General features: G+C 70.8%; 16 protein-coding genes. 6 read left to right on the top strand and 10 right to left on the bottom strand.

What is annotated here, in order from left to right; translation table 11 throughout:
- Window positions 1-2: 2 nt before the first annotated feature.
- The 8 genes from OWC43_RS16550 to OWC43_RS16515 form a co-directional block, all read right to left on the bottom strand.
- Entirely contained in the window at window positions 3-1,373 is a 1,371-nt protein-coding gene (locus OWC43_RS16550) for a sigma-54 dependent transcriptional regulator (RefSeq protein WP_137831386.1), read from the bottom strand.
- Window positions 1,374-1,535: 162 nt separating this feature from the next.
- On the bottom strand, window positions 1,536-1,883 hold the full coding sequence (gene fliN / locus OWC43_RS16545; RefSeq protein WP_137831385.1) for a flagellar motor switch protein FliN: 348 nt from the start codon (window positions 1,881-1,883) through the stop codon (window positions 1,536-1,538).
- A 13-nt stretch (window positions 1,884-1,896) separates the two neighbouring features.
- Window positions 1,897-2,514, bottom strand: coding sequence for a flagellar assembly protein FliH (locus OWC43_RS16540; RefSeq protein ID WP_393957467.1), 618 nt, complete (start codon window positions 2,512-2,514; stop codon window positions 1,897-1,899).
- Complete coding sequence (fliG, locus tag OWC43_RS16535; protein WP_137831383.1) at window positions 2,514-3,569, bottom strand: flagellar motor switch protein FliG; 1,056 nt, start codon at window positions 3,567-3,569, stop codon at window positions 2,514-2,516. The genes OWC43_RS16540 and fliG overlap by 1 nt, the downstream gene beginning before the upstream one ends.
- Window positions 3,570-3,611: 42 nt before the next feature.
- On the bottom strand, window positions 3,612-5,234 hold the full coding sequence (gene fliF / locus OWC43_RS16530; RefSeq protein WP_137831382.1) for a flagellar basal-body MS-ring/collar protein FliF: 1,623 nt from the start codon (window positions 5,232-5,234) through the stop codon (window positions 3,612-3,614).
- Window positions 5,235-5,448: 214 nt separating this feature from the next.
- Window positions 5,449-5,724 (bottom strand): DUF1153 domain-containing protein, encoded by a 276-nt coding sequence (locus OWC43_RS16525; protein ID WP_056238806.1) that lies wholly within the window; start codon window positions 5,722-5,724, stop codon window positions 5,449-5,451.
- Window positions 5,725-5,854: 130 nt separating this feature from the next.
- Window positions 5,855-6,532, bottom strand: coding sequence for a flagellar hook assembly protein FlgD (locus OWC43_RS16520; protein ID WP_393957466.1), 678 nt, complete (start codon window positions 6,530-6,532; stop codon window positions 5,855-5,857).
- Window positions 6,533-6,542: 10 nt separating this feature from the next.
- Complete coding sequence (locus tag OWC43_RS16515; protein ID WP_393957465.1) at window positions 6,543-8,135, bottom strand: flagellar hook-length control protein FliK; 1,593 nt, start codon at window positions 8,133-8,135, stop codon at window positions 6,543-6,545.
- 276 nt (window positions 8,136-8,411) lie between these two features.
- Between OWC43_RS16515 and mnmA the strand changes: the two genes are divergently transcribed.
- The 4 genes from mnmA to OWC43_RS16495 all read left to right on the top strand — a co-directional run bounded on the left by mnmA (window position 8,412) and on the right by OWC43_RS16495 (window position 12,973).
- Complete coding sequence (mnmA, locus tag OWC43_RS16510; RefSeq protein WP_137831154.1) at window positions 8,412-9,569, top strand: tRNA 2-thiouridine(34) synthase MnmA; 1,158 nt, start codon at window positions 8,412-8,414, stop codon at window positions 9,567-9,569.
- A gap of 148 nt (window positions 9,570-9,717) precedes the next feature.
- Window positions 9,718-10,374, top strand: a complete 657-nt coding sequence (locus tag OWC43_RS16505) for a class I SAM-dependent methyltransferase (RefSeq protein ID WP_393957464.1) — start codon at window positions 9,718-9,720, stop codon at window positions 10,372-10,374.
- Between the two features lie 145 nt (window positions 10,375-10,519).
- Complete coding sequence (locus tag OWC43_RS16500; RefSeq protein ID WP_137831156.1) at window positions 10,520-11,299, top strand: TVP38/TMEM64 family protein; 780 nt, start codon at window positions 10,520-10,522, stop codon at window positions 11,297-11,299.
- A gap of 234 nt (window positions 11,300-11,533) precedes the next feature.
- Window positions 11,534-12,973 (top strand): ATP-binding protein, encoded by a 1,440-nt coding sequence (locus OWC43_RS16495; RefSeq protein ID WP_393957463.1) that lies wholly within the window; start codon window positions 11,534-11,536, stop codon window positions 12,971-12,973.
- Between the two features lie 195 nt (window positions 12,974-13,168).
- On the opposite strand, the gene bioB is transcribed toward OWC43_RS16495, so the two are convergent.
- Window positions 13,169-14,185, bottom strand: a complete 1,017-nt coding sequence (gene bioB, locus OWC43_RS16490) for a biotin synthase BioB (RefSeq protein ID WP_393957462.1) — start codon at window positions 14,183-14,185, stop codon at window positions 13,169-13,171.
- Between the two features lie 155 nt (window positions 14,186-14,340).
- On the bottom strand, window positions 14,341-15,225 hold the full coding sequence (locus tag OWC43_RS16485) for a fumarylacetoacetate hydrolase family protein (protein ID WP_393957461.1): 885 nt from the start codon (window positions 15,223-15,225) through the stop codon (window positions 14,341-14,343).
- Window positions 15,226-15,528: 303 nt separating this feature from the next.
- On the opposite strand from OWC43_RS16485, the gene OWC43_RS16480 reads away from it, so the two are divergent.
- Window positions 15,529-16,848 carry an OmpP1/FadL family transporter gene (locus tag OWC43_RS16480; protein ID WP_393957459.1) on the top strand — a complete coding sequence of 440 codons (1,320 nt, stop codon included), beginning with the start codon at window positions 15,529-15,531 and terminating at the stop codon, window positions 16,846-16,848.
- 331 nt (window positions 16,849-17,179) lie between these two features.
- Window positions 17,180-19,594 (top strand): EAL domain-containing protein, encoded by a 2,415-nt coding sequence (locus OWC43_RS16475; protein ID WP_393957458.1) that lies wholly within the window; start codon window positions 17,180-17,182, stop codon window positions 19,592-19,594.
- Window positions 19,595-19,645 lie beyond the last annotated feature (51 nt).

Here is a 19,645-nt window from a genome sequence, read left to right as displayed (position 1 = left end):
ATTCAGCCGTAAGCCGCCATCGCCCGCACCCCGCCGGGCTCGGCCACGGTCACGCCGGCATCGACGTATTCGTTGAGCTTGTTGCGCAGGGTCCGGATCGAGATGCCGAGGATGCGCGCGGCATGCGTGCGGTTGCCCAGGCAATGGTCGAGGGTGTCGAGGATCAGGTCGCGCTCGACATCGGCCACGGTGCGGCCGACGAGGCCGCGGGTGGCGGCTTCGGCGAGGCTGGCCGCCCGCTCGACCGGGCCGGTCGGGGCGGGCTGGCCGAGCGACTCGCCCTCCGGGCTCAGAATCGCGTCGGGGCCGATCTCGGGCCCCTGGGCCAGCAGCACGGCGCGGTGGATCGTGTTCTCCAGTTCGCGCACGTTGCCGCGCCAGGGATTGCGGGCGACGAGGCCCTGCGCCGCCCGGTCGAGGGCGCGCACCGGCACGCCGTTGATCTCGGCATATTTGCGCGCGAAGTGGGCGGCCAGTTCCAGGATGTCGGCGGGGCGCTCGCGCAGAGGCGGCAGGCGCAGGTGCACGACGTTCAGCCGGTAGAACAGATCCTCGCGGAACGTGCCCTTCTTGACCTCCTCGGCGAGGTTGCGGTTCGAGGTCGCGAGCACCCGGATGTCGACCTTGACGGGGGCGGCGCCGCCGACCCGGTCGATCACCCGCTCCTGCAGGGCGCGCAGCAGCTTGGATTGCAGCCGCACGTCCATCTCGGAAATCTCGTCGAGGAGCAGCGTGCCGCCGTTGGCCTCCTCGAACCGGCCGATGCGCCGGGCCACCGCGCCGGTGAAGGCGCCCTTCTCGTGGCCGAACAGCTCGGATTCGAGCAGCGCCTCGGGGATCGCCGCGCAATTGACCGAGACGAAGGGGCGGCTGCCGCGGTTCGACTTGGCGTGGACGTGGCGGGCCAGCACCTCCTTGCCGGTGCCGCTCTCGCCGGTGATCAGCACCGAGGCCTCCGAGCGGGCGACCTGCTCGGCGAGCTTGACGACCCGCTCCATCGACGGGTCGCGCCAGACGAAGCTGCGGGCATCCGCCGCCACCGCCTCCAGCACCGCCGCGATCAGATCGGGATCCGGGGGCAGGGGGATGTATTCCTTGGCCCCGGCCTGGATCGCCGCCACCGCGGCGCGGGCATCCGAGGCGATGCCGCAGGCGATCACCGGCGTGCGGATGCGCTCCTCGCCCAGGGCCCGGACCAGGCGGGCAATGTCGAGCCCGACATCGACCATGACGAGGTCGCCGCCCTTGGCGCGCAGGACCGCGAGCCCCTGCTCGACGCCCTCCGCATGGGTCACCGAGGCACCCCGGTGCATGGCGATCTTCGAGGCGGTGACGAGCTCGCTCGAGAGCCGTCCGACGATGAGGAGCCGCATGGTGGGTTCTCCGAGTTCTGTTCGCGACGTCCGTTCGGACCGCCCCTTTCACCCACTCCCCTCATCCTGAGGTGCCGCGTCAGCGGCCTCGAAGGAGGCCTCCGCTTCGCTCCGGCACCTCAGGATGAGGGGGTTGGATAGGAGAAGCGTCGATCGAAGCGACTAGTGATCGTTCTTGATGATCTCGGTCATGGTGACGCCGAGGCGCTCCTCGACCAGGACGACCTCGCCGCGGGCGACGAGGCGGTTGTTGACGAAGATGTCGATGGCCTCGCCGACCTTGCGGTCGAGCTCCAGCACCGTGCCGGGGCCCAGGCGCAGCAGATCGCCGATCGGCATGCGGGAGGAGCCGAGCACCGCCGAGACCACCACCGGCACGTCGAAGACCTGCTCCAGATCGGCGGCGCTCTTGGGCGAAGTGGGCACGTCGCGCACCGAGCCGGGGCCGCCCTCGTCGTAGGTGAGGTCGGTCTCGTTGAGCTGGGGCAGGCTGAAATCGTCGCTGGACATGGAAGTGGCGGCCTCAGATCTCGGAAGCGGTGCAGGGGGCCAGGGCCTCGGCCAGGGCGGCCTCGATGCGCGCACGCTCGCGCACCACGCCGCCATCGGCCCATTCGAGGCGGGCATCGCCCGGCGGCATGTCGGGCTCGCCCAGCACGACGAGGCGGCCCTCGAAGCCGTGCTCGCGGGCGAGCCGCCGCATCAGCGTCTCGGCGTCCTCGACGAGGCTCTCGTTCAGGCGCAGCACGAGGTGGGGCACACCGCGCAGGTGGCGGAGCGCCGCGCGGGCAGCCTCCTCGACGCCGGCGAGGGGCCGGGCATCCAGGGCCTCGCCCGCGATCCGCTTGGCGAGGGCGGTGGCGAAGGCCAGCGCCTGCGCCTCGCGCTCGGCGTCGCGGGCATCGGATTGGTGGATCAGGCCGGCGGCCGCCAGCCCCACCCGGGTGAGGGCATCGGCGAGGCGCGCCTGCCCCTGGGCGGCGGCCTCGGCGCGGCCCTCCTGCAGGCCGCGGGCATGCGCGGCGGCGGCGGTGGCCTCGCGATCCGCGGCGACCTGCGCGGCGGCCTCCGCCTCGGCCGGGGAGGGACCGCGCTGGCGCCCGAAATCGGTGTCGAACAGGAAGGGGCGGGAGGCGCGCATCAATAGACCAGCTCCTCTTCGCCGCCGTTCTTGGCGATCATGATCTCACCCTTCTCGGCCAGCTCCTTGGCGAGCTCGGTCATCCGGGCCTGGGCCTCGTCGACCTCCTTGAGGCGGATCGGGCCCATCGAGCCCATCTCGTCGTTGAGGTTCTTGGCGGCGCGGCTCGACATCTGGCCCATGAAGAAGCCCCGCACCCGCTCCTCGGCGCCCTTCAGCGCCCGGCACAGGGTGTCGTTGTCGACCTTGCGCATCAGGGTCTGGACCGAGCCCGGATCGAGCTTGAGCAGATCCTCGAAGGTGAACATCAGCTGGCGGATCTTCTTGGCCGAGCCGCGGTTCGCCTGGTCGATCGCGGCGAGGAAGCGCGTCTCGGTCTGGCGGTCGAAGGCGTTGAACACGTCCGCCATCAGCTCGTGCGCGTCGCGGCGGGTGGTCTGGGCGATGGTGGAGACGAACTCGACCCGCAGGGTCTCCTCGATATGGCGCAGGGCCTCCTTCTGCACCGTCTCCATGCGCAGCATCCGGTTGAGGACGTCGATGGCGAACTCCTCCGGCAGGATGGTCAGCACCTTCGCCGCGTAGTCGGCGCGCACCTTCGAGAGCACCACCGCGACGGTCTGCGGGTACTCGTTGCGCAGGAAGTTCGCGAGGATCTCGGGATCGATCTGGACGAGGCTGCCCCAGACGCGGCGTCCGCTCGCGCCCTTGATCTCCGCCATGATCGAGGAGACCTGCTCGGGCGGGAAGATCTTGAGCAGCAGCGCCTCGGTGCGCTCGAAATTCGAGGTCATGCCCCCGCCCGAGGAGAGGCGCGAGACGAAATCGACGATCAGCTTCTCGACGGTGCCGGCCTCGAGCGAGCCGAGCTGCACCATCGCGTGCGAGACGATCTTGACCTCCTCCTCCTCGAGTCGCTGCCAGATCGGCGCGCCCTCCTCCTCGCCGAGCAGCAGCAGCAGGGCCGCCGCCCGCTGCGGCCCCGACATCTGCGCGAAGGCCGCGGAGGAATCGATGCTCTCCATGGCGGCGGTGAAGTTCACGCCCGCGGACACGGCTCACCTCGCTGTTCGTGATGGCTGCTCATCCCGCCCCGCTCAATGATCATGGATCCAGTTGCGCAGCACCTCGACCGTCTCGGTCGGGCTCGCCCGCACCATGTCGACGACGCGCTCGACCGTCTCGGCCTGGACCTGGCCGTTGATCTTGGCCAGCTCCAGGAAGCGGTTGGCGTCGCTGGCCCGGCCCGCTTCCGCGACCTCTCCCCCGACCTCGGCCCCGGCGAGGGCGAGGGCCCCGGCGGGGCCGGCGAGGGCGACCATCGGCACTTCGGACGCCAGCACGCGCTTGAGGAGCGGGCGCACCACCGCCATCAGGACGATCAGGGTGAGGAGGCTCAGAACCGCGAGCTCGACCATCCGCATCACCTCCTCCTTGCTCGGGGACAGGAGGGACTGGAGCAGGCCCGGCTCGGCGAGGTCGGCGGCGACGGGCATCTCGGCGAAGCGCAGATTGACCACCTCGACCTGATCGCCGCGGGCCTTGTCGAAGCCCACCGCCGTGCGCACCAGGGCGGCGATGCGCTCGATCTCGGCGGCGGGACGCGGCTGGTAGGCCGGCTTGCCGTCGGCGCCCGGGGCGTAGACGCCGTCGACCACCACGGCCACCGAGAGGCGCTTCAGGCGCCCGCCCTCCAGGGTCTCGACCCGGGTGACGCGGGAGATCTCGTAATTCGTGGTCTCCTCGTTCTTCTGGCTCGTGTCCTTCTGCGCGGGCTGCCCCTGGTTCTGGTTGGCGCCGGGCAGCTCGTTGCCGACGGTGACCTGCCCCTCGCCGCCCCCGGTCAGCGAATTCTCGGAGCGGGTCTGGGTCGAGCGCACCACCCGGCTCTCGGGATCGAAGCTCTCCGAGCGGCTCTCGACCCGGTTGAGATCCATCTCGGCGGCGACCTGCACCCGGGCCCGGCCCTGGCCGACGATGCCCGCGACGATCTCCTCGATCTGCGAGCGCAGGCGCCGCTCGATGCCGCTCTGGCGCTCCTCGACGAGGCCGGCGCCCTCGGCCTCGGCGCCGCGGGCGCCGTCGGCGAGGAGCCGCCCGCGCTCGTCGACGATCGAGACCCGCTCGGGCTTCAGGCCCTCGACGGCGGAGGCCGCGAGATGGCGGATGGCGCGCACCTGGCTCGGGTCGAGATCGCCCATCAGCTTGACCACGATCGCCGCCGAGGGCGCCTCGCGGTCCCGCTCGAACAGGCGACGCTCCGGCATGACGAGATGGACGCGGGCGGCCTGGACCCGGCCGATGGCGCGGATCGAGCGGGCGAGTTCGCCCTCCATCGCCCGCAGGTGGTTCACGTTCTGGACGAAGCTCGTCGAGGAGAAGGCGTCGCCCTTGTCGAAGATCTCGTAGCCGACGCCGCCCTGACTCGGCAGGCCCTTGCCGGCGAAATCCATGCGCAGCTTGGCGAGGTCGGCCCTGGGCGCCATCACGGTCTGTCCCGTGTCGCCCCGGGTCTCGTAGGCGATGCCGCGCGCGTCCAGCTCGCGGATGACCGCGGACGAATCCTGCATCGACAGGTCGGAGAACAGCACGCCCATATCCGGGCGCGACACCCGCAGGATCACGAAGGCGAAGAAGCCGACGAGCGTCAGCGTCACGGCCGCCATCGCGGCGATGCGCGCGGGCCCCAGCTTCGTCACCAGTTCGAGGATCGGCTTCACGGTTGGTCGCGGCCCACGGCAGGAGGCGCGGGCGCGACCGGCGCCCACCCGGCAAGAATTGCCCAGGTGGTGGTTAGCGGGGAGTTAATGCGGCCCGACGCGGCCGCCCGGAAACGGCGAAAGCCGCCATGCGTCTCCGCAGGCGGCTCTTGGAGGCTCGGTGCGCGGCCGGCTGCGGGACAAACCCCGCACCGTCGCGTCCGTCTGAAGGAAATCAGTGCCGGTAATGCTGGATGCGCGTGGTGCGCAGGCCGGCGAGACCGTGCTGGTCGATGGAGTACTGCCAGCTGAGGAATTCCTCGGTGGTCAGGGTATAGCGCTGGCAGGCCTCCTCCAGGCTGAGCAGACCGCCGCGCACCGCGGCGACGACTTCGGCCTTCCGGCGGATGACCCAGCGGCGGGTGGAAACGGGAGGAAGATCGGCGATCGTCAGGGGGCTGCCGTCGGGCCCAATCACATATTTCACACGGGGCCGGGGGGTCTCAGTCATGATACGCTCTACACTCGACTGACCTGTCGAGAGCCAAGCTACTTGTCTCCGCTTAAAAGTTCTTGAAGTCGGTCCTTCGAATGCGATTCGTCGTTCGAGGGGGGATGTGGAAAAGCCTTGCTGCATTGCATCAAGATCCTGATGCGACAAGGGATTTCACCGCCGACGCCGGAACCCGCGCGGAGCCGATCGTCAGCACCGGTTCAGATCCGCTCAGATCGACCCCATCGACTTGACCGCTCACCTTGGTATCGACGTCGACCTTCGCGCCGGTGGTATCGATGGCGTCCACGGTGATCGTGTACTGGCCGTCCTTCACGGTGAGACCGGAGGTCGAGGCCCCGTTCCAGTCGAAGGTCTGGGAGCCGGCCTTGAGCGTCGTCGTCTTGGCGGCGACCACGCTGCCATCCGCGCTCTTGATCGTGATGATCGCCCGGGCCGCCGCGCGGGCCGGATTGAGGGTCCAGCTCGCCTGACCGTCGGTGAGGTCGGTGGTGGCGCCGTCGGCCACGACCGTGCGGCCGATCAGGCTCGAGGCGGAGGCCGTCGCGGAGGCCCTCGAGTTCGCCAGGATCGTGCCCAACTGGTCGTTGGTCTTGAGCTGCTGCTCCACGCCCGCGAACTGCACCAGCTGCTGGGTGAACTGGTTGGTGTCCATCGGATCGAGGGGATTCTGGTTCTTGAGCTGGGTGGTCAGCAGGGTCAGGAACTGCGTGAAATTGCCCGCGATCGCCTTGGTATCGGCCGTGGTGGTGGCCGTGGCGTTCGTGATGCTCGTGCTGGTACTGCTGGCGATGCCGGCGGCCATGGTGTGATTCCTAGATGCGGATGTCGAGGCCGCCCGCCGCGCGCAGGCGGCGGAAGGCGGATGGGTTGATGGCGCTGATGTCCGCCTCGCGGCCGGTCACGGCCCCTGGCCGGCCGCGCGCGCCGGAATCGTTGCCGCGGTCGGCATCGCGACCGGCATTCTGTCCGGCCTGGTCATTCGTTTCGCCGCGCAGAGACAAGGCGATCCCCTCGTTCGCCTCGAAGCCCGCCTGCGCCAGCGCCTGCTGCAGGACGCCCGCGTCGCGCTGGAGCAGGGCCAGGGTCTCGGGTCGGTCGACCGTGAGATGGGCCCGCGCCCGCCCACCGGCCCGGTCGAGATCGAGCGACACCTCGATCGCCCCGAGTTCGACCGGGTCGAGGCGGATCGCGAAGCGGCTGGCGCCCGCGAGCGAGCGCAGGCCGATCGTCATCGGCACGGCGCCGAGGGGGATCGGGGCGGGCTGCGCGGGAGCGCTCGCCGTCCCAGTCGCGGCCTCCGCCGAAGATGACCCCGCAGGGCCGCCGGGGGTGGCGGCAGCGGCGGCAGGGGGGGAGGGGGGGCTCGCCGGGGCAAGGTCCGCCTCGCTGCCGCTTCCGGCGGCCGCGAGGATCGCCTCGAACCCCTTCGCATCGGTGCCGGCGCCTCCGGTCACGTCACCCTTGGCGCCCTCGCCCTGAGCGGTCTCGGCCTTCGCCGTCCGACCCGTCGCGACCTCCTCCTTGGCCGCCTCACCCTTGACGATCTCGCCTTGAAGCGCGGTTCCGGCCGTGGCCGCACCGGCTGCCGCCGCGAGGGGAGCGGCAAGTGGGGGGGCAACGGCTGCGCCCGGCTGGGACGATGCGAGGGCGGGATCCGTCGCCGTCCCGGCCCCGCCATATCTCTCCGCCTCCGGGGCGGCCTGGATCGAGGCCGCCACGGGGGAGGGGACCAGCAGGAGCACGGGCCCGGCAGCCCCCTCCGGCGGACGGTCATCGATCCCGGCCGCCTCGCTCTCCTTCGCGCGGTCCTCCGTCGCGTCGCCGTCCTGTCCCTCGCTCTCGACCGATCCGGGCTGGGCCGTCCCGGTCCCCGCCGTGGCGCCGAGGCCCGGCTCGTCGGCGACGGTTCCGTCTCCCGTCCCCTTCGCCACGGGATTCGCCGCGCTCGCCGGATCGGTCGCCCCGGTGCCCTTCGTCGCCCCGGTCCGGTCGTCGCTCCGCCGTGTCGTATCGGAGGCCGGGTTCGCCGCGGGCTCCTCGGCCTGTTTCTTCGGGGCATCGGCAGATCCGGGCGAATGCGCGTTCCCCGCGGATCCGGAGGCTTTCGTGCCTTCCTTCGTGTTCTCCCTGACGGTCCTCGCGAGGCTCCCCTCCGCGTCGGGCGTGCGGGCATCGCGCCGCGCCGTCAGAGCGCGCGCCTCCGCGGTCCGCATCTCGGCGCGCCGAGCGTCATCTGCTTGGTCGGCCATCTGCCGTCCCTGTGCCCGCCGCTCCGCACGATCGGTGTCGGCCGCCTCCTGCAGGAGGCTGAAGCGCTCGTGGGATACGGCCGCGCGGGCTTGGGCGGTCGGCCGCGCCAGCGGCCTGACCGACATCTCCATCTTGTCCGTGCGCGCCACCGTCATGCCTCGACCTCTCTTCGGAGAGCCCGGCGCAAGCCCCGCGCCAGTCAGGCCGGCGCTTAACCCCCTCACGGATCGACAAAATTTCTCACCCCTCGAACATCACCGCGCACCGGCGCAGCGAAAAATGCCGCCCGGGCGGCAGGTTTTGCCGACTCTGCCTGCGGCGACGTCCCTGGAAAGTCCGGACCGGGATCGCTATAGACACGGCAGACGCGCGCGCCGGGGCCCCGGCCCGCTCGCGCCCTCGCGACGGCCCGCACGGGCCCCATCACGGCCATGAACTCGCTCGATCTTCCGAAGCCTCCGCACGAGACGCGCGTCGTCGTCGCCATGTCGGGCGGCGTCGATTCCTCGGTGGTGGCCGGCCTGCTGAAGCGCGAGGGCTACGACGTCGTCGGCGTCACGCTCCAGCTCTACGACCACGGCGCCGCGACCCACCGGAAGGGCGCCTGCTGCGCCGGCCGCGACATCCACGATGCGCGCAGCGTGGCCGAGACCCTCGGCATTCCCCATTACGTCCTCGATTACGAGGACCGCTTCCGCGAGTCGGTGATCGACCGCTTCGCCGAGAGCTACCTGTCCGGCGAGACGCCGATCCCGTGCGTCGAGTGCAACCGCTCGGTCAAGTTCCGCGATCTCCTCGGCATGGCCCGCGACCTCGGCGCCGAGGCCCTCGCCACCGGCCATTACGTCGCGAGCCGGCCCGCCCCCGGGGGCGGGCGCGCCCTCTACCGCGCCCTCGATCCCGCCCGCGATCAGAGCTACTTCCTCTACGCGACGACGCCCGAGCAGCTCGCCTTCCTGCGCTTCCCCCTCGGCGAGCGGCCCAAGGACGAGACCCGCGCGCTAGCCCGCGAACTGGGACTGACCGTCGCCGACAAGGCCGATAGCCAGGACATCTGCTTCGTGCCCCAGGGCGGCTATGCCGACGTGATCGCCAAGCTGCGGCCGGAGGCGACCCGCCCCGGCGCCATCGTCGATCTCGAAGGCCGCCAGCTCGGCGAGCATCAGGGTATCGTCCACTACACCGTCGGCCAGCGCCGGGGCCTGAAGCTCTCGGTCGGCGAGCCGCTCTACGTCGTGCGGCTCGAGCCCGAGACCGCCCGCGTCGTCGTCGGCCCGCGCGCCGCGCTCGCCACCCGCCGCATCCGGTTGACCGACCTCAACTGGCTGGGGGAGGGCGCCCCCGAGGCGTTGACCGACCTGCCCGTGGCGGTCCGGGTGCGCTCCACCCGCGAGCCGCGGCCCGCGCGCCTGTCGTGGAACGCCGCCGAGGCCTATGCCGAGGTCGAGCTCGCCGCCCCCGAGGACGGGGTCTCGCCGGGTCAGGCCTGCGTGATCTACGAAGATGACGGCCCCCGCGCCCGCGTGCTCGGCGGCGGCACCATCCGGCGCATCGGCGCGTTGCAGGCGGGGGCGGCCGAGGCGGCTTGATGGAAGCCGTCGTGGACGTCTCCGTGAGAACCTGCGGGCTTCGCCCGTCGCATTCCGGTTTTCCGACACCTCACATCCCGTCGCACCGTCCCGGCCTCCGCCCGGCTCGAGGCGCGACGGGACGACTGGATAAAGGGTCACGCACGAGATGCTGAAAGAGCGGGCGCCCGAGGCCGGGCCGACCACTGACCTGATGCGCAAGGCCTATGCCCGCTGGGCGCCGGTCTACGACGTGGTCTACGACAAGCTGACCGAGCCCGCCGCCCGCGCCGCTGTCCAGGCCGCCGTCGCCCACGGGCCGCGGGTGCTGGAGGCCGGCGTCGGCACCGGCCTGTCGCTCGGCTACTATCCCCGCGACAGCTTCGTCTGCGGGGTCGATCTCTCCGAGGACATGCTCAAGCGCGCCGGCCGCAAGGTCGCCCGCCGGGGGCTCAGCCACGTCAAGGGCCTGCAGGTCATGGACGTGTGCCGCCTCGGCTACAAGGATGCCAGCTTCGACGCGGTGGTGGCGCAGTTCCTCATCACCCTGGTGCCGGATCCGGAAGCCGCGCTCACCGAGTTCCTGCGGGTGGTGCGCCCCGGCGGCGGCATCGTCCTCGCCAACCATTTCGGCCAGTCGAACGGGCCGGTCGCCCGCGTCGAGGAGATCGTCGCTCCGCTCTGCACCAAGATCGGCTGGTCCTCCGACTTCAAGGCGACCCGGATCGAGGCCTGGGCCCGTCGCAACGGCGTCGAGGTGGTGGGCCTCGCCCCGACCTTCCCCGGCGGCTTCTTCAAGATCCTCCGGATGCGCAAGCCCGGCTGATGGATCGTCACGGGTTTCTGAAGGGACCATCCCTTTGGCGAGGCCAGGGGGATCTGCCCTGGGCGGCGCCCCGCTCTCCCGTTCGACCGGGGCTTCGCCCCGGACCCGTGAAAGGACTTGTCCTTTCGACACCGATGATCGTCCGATGACGGAGGCCGGGCCCCGGCGGCGTGCTTGGCTGCGCTGGCTGCCGCTCGCGGTGCTGCTGGCCCTGTCCCTCGGGATCGCCGCGGCGGGCGGCGCGCAACTCCTCGATCTCGACCGCATTTCCGAGGCGCGCGCCTCGCTCCAGGCCGCCGTCGCCGAGGACCCGGTGCGGGCGATCGCCCTCACCGTCCTGGTCTTCGTCTGCGGCGTGGTCGTCTCGATCCCCGCCGTCACCGTCGCCCTCACCGCCCTGTCCGGCCTGCTGTTCGGCACGCTCACCGGCGCCCTGATCTCCGTCGGCTCGGCAACGACCGGAGCGATGATCGTGTTCTCGATCGGGCGGCTCGCGGCGGGCGACCTGATCCGGCGCCGGGCCGGGGCACGCCTCGGCCGCTTTGCCGAGGGCTTCCGCCGCGACGGCTTCGGCTACGTCCTGACCCTGCGGCTCCTGCCGATCTTCCCGTTCTGGATGACCAACCTCGCCCCGGCGGCCTTCGGCGTCTCGTTCCGCAGCTTCTTCCTCGCCACCCTGCTCGGCCTGATTCCCGGCGCCTTCATCTTCTCGGGCCTGGGCTCGGGGTTGGACGAGGTGCTGACCGCCCGGGACACCACCCGGGATGCCTGCCTCGCCGCGGGCGGCAGCGATTGCGCGGTCGGCCTCGACCTGCGCTCCCTGGTCAGCCCGACCCTCCTCGCCGCGCTCGCGGGCCTTGCGGGCTTCACCTTGCTGTCGGTTTATCTGCGCAGACGGGTTGAGCGGCGGACGCTCCGCGCATAAGACTTGCGCACAAGCGAGTGGCGCACACCCTCTAGCCTCAGAGAGCCTCGCCAGAGGCCCCGCAAGGACGCGCCGCTCTCATCGAACCATCACAACCACGGGTAACTCTTGAGACGGCCCCGCTTTCCGTTCTCGCGCCGGGTTGGCACCCCGGAACGAGCGGACCGGCACGAATCGGCGGCTGCCGCCGCCCTTCCCTTGCACTGTGAGGCATCGGCCGGGACTGCATTCAAGGTGGAAGCCGCGGGCTTCCGCTCGCTCTCCCGCCTGCGCCTCGGCCTGTCGGGCCGGCTCTTCCTGCTCACCGTGGCCTTCGTGGTCCTGGCCGAGATCCTGGTCTTCGTCCCCCTCCTGGCGAGCTACCGGCAATCGCGCCTGTCCGATCGCGTGGCGGCGGCCCAGGTCGCGGCCCTGGTGCTGCGCGCCGCGCCCGAGGGCAACGTCTCCGAGGATCTCGCCCGGCGCCTGCTGACCGGCCTGGGTGCCCGGGCCATCGCGGTGCGCGACGGGGAGGCTTGGCGGCTGCTCTCGGTCGATCCCATGCCGGAGTCCGTCGCCGAGACCGTGGATCTGCGGGTGCAGGATTGGGAAGGCTCCATCCGCGGCGCCTTCCGGACCCTGCTGTTTCCCGCCGACGCGCCGATCCGGGCGGTCGGGGGCGGGCAGGGCGGCGTCGGCGCGGTCGAGATCCTGCTCGACGAGGCGCCCCTGCGCAGCCGTCTCATCGCCTTCGCCCTGCGCCTGCTCGCGGCCTGCGCCGTCATCGCCGCCATCGCGGCCGGCCTCGTGTTCTTCGTGCTGCAACGGTCGATCGTGCGGCCGGTCCTTCAGCTCGCCCGCAACATCGCCGCCTTCGCGGACGATCCCGAGCGCTTCGACCGCCCGGCGGCCTGTTCGCGCCGCACCGACGAGATCGGACAGGCCGAGACTGCGCTCGCCCGGATGAAGGCGGCACTCGGCGGCGAGCTGCGCCAGAAGCGCCGGCTGGCGGAACTCGGCCTCTCGGTGAGCAAGATCAACCACGAACTGCGCAATCTGCTGACCACCGCCCAACTCCTCGGCGACCGGTTCGAGACGGTGTCGGACCCGGTGGTGCAGCGCGTCGCCCCGCGCCTCGTGGCGACCCTCGACCGGGCGATCCGCTTCTGCGAGGCGACCCTCGCCTACGGCCGGGCGACCGAACCCAACGCCCAGCGCCGCATGGTCGCCCTGGCTCCGCTCCTCGACGAGCTGACCGATCTCAGCGGCCTGATGCCGGCCGCGGGGGTGGAGGTGAGCGTGTGCGCGCCCGCCGATCTCGAGATCGACGCCGATCCCGAGCAGCTCCTGCGGGCGCTGACCAACTTGGTGCGGAATGCGGTCCAGGCCCATGCGGCGGCGCGCACCACGGACGCGAGCGTCGTCATCGAAGGTCTGCGCGACGGCTCCCGCGGCGCGGGCCAGGTCACGATCCTCGTCGTCGATAACGGTCCCGGCGTGCCACCCCGCGCGCGGGCCAACCTGTTCGCCGCCTTCCAGGGCTCGACCCGCCCCGGCGGCACCGGCCTCGGCCTCGCCATCGCTTCGGAACTGGTGCGCCTCAACGGCGGGACGCTGGGCCTCGACGAGACCGCCAACGGCGCCTGCTTCCGCATCGTCATCCCGGATCGGGCGATCCAGGCGAAGGCCGCCTGACGTCCTCGCCGATCCGGCGAGCGCCGTCCTTCGAGCAGGAACGCGCGGACCCCGCTATCCGGGACGTTGCATCGGCCGAACCGCATGAAGGGCCGGAGCGACGCGCGTGAGGCGCCATTCGCACGCCTCGGCTGTCACCGTCGCGTCGATACTCCGGCTTCCACCAGAAGGAGCGTGAAAGCCCTTGCGCGGCGGCTACTCCGCCGCCGCGAGCGTCAGGCCCGGCACCGGCACGCCGATGTCGCGGAGCAGTTCGGCATCGGCATCCGCCTCGTTGTTGGCGGTGGTGAGCAGGCGCTCGCCGTAGAAGATCGAGTTGGCGCCCGCCAGGAAGCACAGGATCTGGGCCTCGCGGGTCAGGCTCTTGCGCCCGGCGCTGAGACGCACGCGCGCTCGCGGCATGACGATGCGGGCGGTGGCGCACATCCGCACGAGGTCGAGCGGATCGATCGGCGGGCGGTCCTCCAGCGGGGTACCCTCGACGGCGACGAGGGCGTTGATCGGCACGCTCTCGGGATGCGGGGCGTGGTTGGCGAGCACCTGCAGCATCTCCGCCCGGTCGCGCACCCGCTCGCCCATGCCGACGATGCCGCCGCAGCAGACGCCGATGCCGGCCTCGCGCACGTGCTCCAGCGTCTGTAGCCGGTCCTCGTAGGTGCGGGTCGAGATGATGTCGCCGTAGAATTCGGGGCCGGTGTCGAGGTTGTGATTGTAGGAGGTGAGCCCGGCCTCCGCGAGGCGCTGCGCCTGGCTCTGGGTCAGCATGCCGAGGGTGACGCAGGCCTCCATGCCGAGGCCGCGCACGCCGCGCACCATCTCCAGCACCGCGTCGAATTCCGGCCCGTCCTTCGGCTTGCGCCACGCCGCGCCCATGCAGAACCGGTGCGCCCCGTTGGCCTTAGCCGCGGCGGCTTCCTTCAGCACGGCGTCGACCGGCATCAGCCGCTCGCGCGGCAGGTTCGCGCCCTTGTGATGGGCCGATTGCGGGCAATAGGCGCAATCCTCCGGGCAGCCGCCGGTCTTGATCGAGAGCAGGGCGGCCCGCTGGATGTCGGCCGGATCGTTGTAGGCCCGATGCACAGAGCTCGCCCGATGCACGAGATCGAGCAGCGGCATGTCGTGGATGGCCTGGATCTCGGCGAGCGTCCAATCATGCCGAATGGCGGCCGGGACAGCGGCGGGGGAGGCGAGGGGGACCACGGTGTCGCTCATGCGCACCTTTGAGAGCGAAGGCGGGGAAAAAATCAAGCCTTGCCGTGGGAAGCCACCCGATCTGCCAGTCCCGCTGGGCGGCACCGGTGCGGTCATGGCCGGTCCCGACGCCCTGCGGCCCCCTCTGGCGACTCCCGCCGCGTCGGACCGGACCCTCAATTCGTCGGCTCGCCCGCCGCGACCTTCGCGGTCCAGTCGTCGAAGGCCACAACCCGCTGGCGCTGCTCGCCGAGGCCGGCGATGCGCAGCACCATCTCGTCGTCGCTGCGGAGGAAGCGCGGCGGCTTCATGCCCAGCCCGACGCCCGGCGGCGTGCCGGTGGTGATGACGTCGCCGGGCTCCAGCATCATGAAGTGCGAGACATAGGCCACGATCTGCGCGACGTCGAAGATCATGGTGGCGGTGGAGCCGGTCTGCATCCGCTGCCCGTTGAGGTCGAGGCTCATCGAGAGGTTCTTCAGGTCCGGGATCTCGTCGAGCGTCACCAGCCAGGGGCCGAGCGGCCCGAAGGTCGGGCAGCCCTTGCCCTTCGTCCAGGTGCCGCCGCGCTCCATCTGGAATTCGCGCTCCGACAGGTCGTTGCAGATGCACAGACCCGCGACGTAGCGCAGGGCCTCGTTGGCGTGGACGTACGACGCGCGGGCGCCGATCACCACGGCCAGTTCCACCTCCCAATCGGTCTTGGCCGAGCCCTTCGGCAGGATCACCGTGTCGTTGGCGCCGACGATGCAGGAGGGCGCCTTGTTGAACAGGATCGGCTCCGCCGGGATCGCCGCGCCGGTCTCGGCGGCGTGGTCGACGAAGTTGAGGCCGATCGCCACGAAATTGCGGGTGCCGCCGACGCAAGGGCCGAGGCGGGTGCCGGCCGGGAGCAGCGGCAGGCTCCCGGGATCGAGGCGGGCGAGCCGGTCGAGGGATTCGCGCGACAGGCCGGGCCCGGCGAGATCGCGCAGGACGCCCGAGAGATCGCGCAGGCCGCCACTGCCATCGACGAGCCCCGGCTTCTCCTCCCCGCTCTCGCCGTGCCGGATCAGTTTCATCGCCGGATCTCCTCGCGTCTCTGCCGCGACGGGCCCGCGCGCATGGCCGTCGTGGGGACGGGGCGCGCGGCCGCTCTTGACCGAGGCAACGCCGACACCGCTCGGTCCGGTTCCCGACCGGCTCCTCGTCAGGCCGCGCCCGCGTCGTTGCCGTCATGACAGACGGCTCCGGGCACAACCGTCGCGCCAAAGTTACATTTGTTTATTATTTGGTAAGGCTGCCATCCGAACCCTCGACAGGTGGCACCGATCGATTCGATCGTCGCTTCCGATGACGAGCAAGACACGCGGAGACGGGCGACTATGACGGGGGGGACGACCCGGGCGATCACCATCGCCGGGATCATCGCGGCATCGATCGGTGCCACGACGGACGTGCAGGCCGGTGCCTTCGGCTTGCGGGAACAGAGCACTCAGGGGCTGGGCCTCGCCTTCGCGGGCGCGGCATCGGGCGCGGCGGGCGTGTCCTCGATCTTCTGGAACCCCGCGACCGTGACGATGCGGCCGGGCTTCACCTCCGAGCAGAGCCTGACCTTCGTCAACCTGACGGGCGAGATTCGGCCGACGGTCGGCACCGCTCCCTTCCTGCTGCCCTTCGGCGATTCCGGCGAGATCGGCCAGGGCGCGGTGCTGCCCGCGGGCGCGACCAGCTACCAGCTCACCGACCGCCTCTCTCTGGGCCTCCAGACCGGCACGCCCTTCGGTCTCGTCACCAAGCCCCGCCCCGACTGGGCCGGCTCGGTCTACGGACGCTCCTCTCGGGTCTTCTCGCTCGCGTTCAACCCGGTGATTGGCTACCGGGTGACCGACTGGCTCTCGATCGGCGTGGGCGCCAATATCGAGTATTTCCGGCTGACGCTGCGTCAGGCCATCCCGGTGCCCGGCCTGTCCCCGGCGCTCTACCCGCCCTCCTTCGTCAAGGGCGAGTCGTGGAGCGTGGGCTGGACCGCCGGCGCAACCATCACCCCGTGGGACGGCACCGTGCTCGGCATCGGCTACCGCTCCTCGGTTCACCACGACATCGACGGCTCGATCGGCTTTCCCAACCCGGCTCTGGCCAACGTGTTCGGCTCGATCAGGGCCAACCTCAACACACCGGAGAAGCTCAGTGTCGGCCTGACCCAGGCGATCGACCCGGTCACCCGCATCAATCTGGCCTTCGAATGGGACAACTGGTCGCGAATCGGCGACATCGGCATCGTCTCGAACCTGACCGGCACCACGGTCAGCCACCTGCCGCTCAACTTCAAAGACTCCTACTTCTACTCCGTCGGCCTGGAACATGACTGGTCGCCGAACCTCACGGTCCGCGGCGGCCTCGCCTACGAGGACGGGCCGATCGACACGTCGAACCGCTCGGTGCGCCTGCCCGACGGCGACCGCATCATCGCCTCCGTCGGCGCCAGCTACCGCTGGAATGACAAGCTGACCCTCAATGCCAGCTACGCCCACCTCTTCGTCGGCAAGAACCGGATCCTCGCCGGGCCGGGCCGCAACTTCGATGTCGGCATTCCCTTCGCCGCCATCGCCGATGTGAGCGCCGATCTCGTCTCGGTCGGCTTCCGCTACGCCTGGGACAGCCCGGCGAGCGTCGCCCCGGCCCCGCTGGTGCGCAAGTACTAGGTCATCGTCCGACCAAGTGGATGCCGGCCCATCGGAGGGATTTGCGCCGCCCCGGATCGAAGTCCGGGGCGGCATTTTCATGTGCCGTCGCCGCTCGGCACCGCCCCGCTCAACAATCGATCCGAGCACGGCACGGAAGCCTCGATCATTCGAGCGAAGCGATCATCAATAGAGGCGCGACGTTGCGACAATTCCGCCCAGTTACGCGGTATCTTTGAACAAATACTCGGATTGCGCCGAAAAATCCTCGTGAAGACCCGAATCGTAGCACCGTATTAATAGGCATCCGCGAGAGCTGAGTGGGGGTTCGGGCGATCACGATGGTCCATCTATGCTCAGCATCGTCGCCTGCATCGCGCAGGAGCACGACCTCGGCCTCGTGGCGCTCTCGGCCGCCATCTGCCTGCTCGGCTGCTTCTCGACCGCGACGCTGATGGCGCAGGCCGCGCGGCTGCGCGGGCGCAGGGTCCTCCCCTGGCTCGGAGCCGCCGCCCTCGTCTTCGGCAGCAGCGTCTGGTCGCTGCATTTCGTGGCGATGCTGGCCTTCCGACCGGGGACGCAGGCCGCCTACGCCCTGATTCCGACCGCCGTCTCGATCGCCGTCTCGATCGGCGGAACGCTCATGGCCCTGATGGTCCGGGAGCGGATGGGCGCGACGACGCTCGGGCTCGCGGGAGCCGGCCTCCTCCTGGGGGCGGCGATCGCCGGCATGCATTATCTCGGCGTCGGCGCGATGGGGGCGAACAGCCTGCTCCACTTCGATCCCGGCTATGTCCTCGCCTCGCTGGCGATCTGCGGATCGCTGGCGATTTTGGCCCTCCTTCGGGCCGACGAGCTGTCGCGGCTCGGGCGGCGCCTCGAAGTCACCCTGTGGCTGACGCTCGCGATCTGCGGCCTTCACTTCACCGGCATGACCGGCCTAACCGTCGCGCCGCTGGCGCCGGTGGAAGGCGGTTTCGTCGTGGGCTCGACGCAGCTCGGCCGCGTCGTCGGGCTCGTCAGCCTCGCCGTGCTGGCCGCGGGGCTGAGCGCGCTGCTGACGCAGCGGCATCTGACGCAGCGCCGCTTGGACGAACTGAGCCGGATGCGCCTTCTGAGCAACCTCGCCCACGAGGCCCTGCTGCTCCATCGCGACGGGCGCGTGCTGGAGATCAACGAGGCCGGCACGCGCCTGTTCGCGATGCCGGCCCAGGCCATGATCGGCCGTCCGCTGTTCGACCTCTTCGCCGATTCCGCCATTCCCGCCCTGCTACGGCGGGAGCGCTGCGACCCGCAGGACCGACTCCCGGAGGAACTCGACATCCGCACGCGCTCGGGCGCGCAGGTGCCGGTGGAACTGTCGTGCCGGGCGATCACCTATCTCGGCCGTCCCGCGACCGCGGTGGCGTTGCGCGATCTCAGCCAGCGTCGCCGCGACGAGGCTCGGATCCGCCATCTCGCCCTGCACGACGCCCTGACCGACCTGCCGAACCGCACCCTGCTGGAGGAGCGTCTCGTCCACGCCCTCGGCGTGGCGGCCGACGAGGGCTCGCAGCTCGCCGTGATCTATCTCGACCTCGACCGGTTCAAGCCGGTCAACGACGTCCACGGCCACGCCGCCGGCGACGCGCTGCTGGTCCAGGTCGCCGAGCGGATGCGGGCGGCGCTCCGCCCGACCGACACCCTCGCCCGCATCGGCGGCGACGAGTTCGTCGCCGTGCTGCCGGGCATCGCCATGCCCGAACAGGCGGCCGAGATCGCCGGGCGGCTCGTGACCGTGCTCGGGATCCCGTTCCGGATCGCAGGGAACCGCGTCGAGATCGGCAGCTCGGCGGGCATCGCCCTGTTCCCCGGCGACGGCACCACCGCCGAGGCCCTGTTGCGGGCCGCCGACACCGCCCTCTACCGGGTCAAGGACGAGGGGCGCGGCGCGTTCCGCTTCTTCGAAGCGGTGATGGACGTGCAGCTCCAGAACCGCCGGGCGCTGGAGCAGGAGTTGCGTGGGGCCATCGGGCGCGGCGAGTTGCGGCTGTTCTACCAGCCGATCGTCAACGGCAGCACCGGGGAGATCGAGACCTTCGAGGCCCTGGTGCGTTGGCAGCACCCGATCCGCGGCCTCATCTCGCCCGCGGCCTTCATTCCGCTCGCCGAGCAGACCGACCAGATCGCGCGGATCGGCGAGTGGGTCCTCGACACCGCCTGCGCCGCGGCCGCCGCTTGGCCGCTGCCCTGGCGCGTCTCCGTCAACGTCTCACCGAAGCAATTCCGGCAATCCGACCTGCCGGCGCTCGTGGCGGCGGCCCTCGCCCGCCACGGCCTGACGCCGAGCCGGCTGGTGCTGGAGATCACCGAGGGCGTGTTCATCCAGGATGCCGACACGGCCGTGGCGGTGCTCACCGACCTGCGGGGGCTCGGCGTGCGCCTCGCGCTCGACGATTTCGGCACCGGCTACTCGTCCTTGAGCTACCTGCAGCGGTTCAAGTTCCACAAGATCAAGATCGACCAATCCTTCGTGCATCGCCTGGGGCAGGACGCGGATTCGCTCACCATCGTGCGCGCGATCACCCATCTCGGGCACAATCTCGGCCTTCAGGTCACCGTGGAGGGCATCGAGACCGCCGAGCAACTCGGGATGCTGCGGGATCTGGGCTGCGACCAGATGCAGGGTTACCTGTTCGCACGACCGGCCGCGACGACGGCCTCGGAGTTCGACCGCGCCCGGTTGCGGAGCCTCTTCGCCGAGGCGCCGATGAAGATCAGCGCCTGAGCCCCCGGGGCGAGAGCGAAGGCGAAGGGAGCGCCGAACGCGCCGCAGGGG

It is taken from the genome of Methylorubrum sp. POS3, assembly GCF_043352485.1.
GTDB classification, from domain to species: domain Bacteria; phylum Pseudomonadota; class Alphaproteobacteria; order Rhizobiales; family Beijerinckiaceae; genus Methylobacterium; species Methylobacterium suomiense.
Note: the sequence above shows the minus strand (reverse complement) of the source record. Positions and strands in the feature narration are given on the sequence as shown.

Excerpts from the sequence above, each read along its gene's own strand:
- OWC43_RS16550 (WP_137831386.1), bottom strand. The coding sequence starts at position 1,373 with ATGCGGCTCCTCATCGTCGGACGGCTCTCGAGCGAGCTCGTCACCGCC.
- fliN (WP_137831385.1), bottom strand. The coding sequence starts at position 1,883 with ATGTCCAGCGACGATTTCAGCCTGCCCCAGCTCAACGAGACCGACCTC.
- OWC43_RS16540 (WP_393957467.1), bottom strand. The coding sequence starts at position 2,514 with ATGCGCGCCTCCCGCCCCTTCCTGTTCGACACCGATTTCGGGCGCCAG.
- OWC43_RS16525 (WP_056238806.1), bottom strand. The coding sequence starts at position 5,724 with ATGACTGAGACCCCCCGGCCCCGTGTGAAATATGTGATTGGGCCCGAC.
- OWC43_RS16520 (WP_393957466.1), bottom strand. The coding sequence starts at position 6,532 with ATGGCCGCCGGCATCGCCAGCAGTACCAGCACGAGCATCACGAACGCC.
- OWC43_RS16515 (WP_393957465.1), bottom strand. The coding sequence starts at position 8,135 with ATGACGGTGGCGCGCACGGACAAGATGGAGATGTCGGTCAGGCCGCTG.
- mnmA (WP_137831154.1), top strand. The coding sequence starts at position 8,412 with ATGAACTCGCTCGATCTTCCGAAGCCTCCGCACGAGACGCGCGTCGTC.
- OWC43_RS16505 (WP_393957464.1), top strand. The coding sequence starts at position 9,718 with ATGCTGAAAGAGCGGGCGCCCGAGGCCGGGCCGACCACTGACCTGATG.
- OWC43_RS16500 (WP_137831156.1), top strand. The coding sequence starts at position 10,520 with ATGACGGAGGCCGGGCCCCGGCGGCGTGCTTGGCTGCGCTGGCTGCCG.
- bioB (WP_393957462.1), bottom strand. The coding sequence starts at position 14,185 with ATGAGCGACACCGTGGTCCCCCTCGCCTCCCCCGCCGCTGTCCCGGCC.
- OWC43_RS16485 (WP_393957461.1), bottom strand. The coding sequence starts at position 15,225 with ATGAAACTGATCCGGCACGGCGAGAGCGGGGAGGAGAAGCCGGGGCTC.
- OWC43_RS16480 (WP_393957459.1), top strand. The coding sequence starts at position 15,529 with ATGACGGGGGGGACGACCCGGGCGATCACCATCGCCGGGATCATCGCG.
- OWC43_RS16475 (WP_393957458.1), top strand. The coding sequence starts at position 17,180 with ATGCTCAGCATCGTCGCCTGCATCGCGCAGGAGCACGACCTCGGCCTC.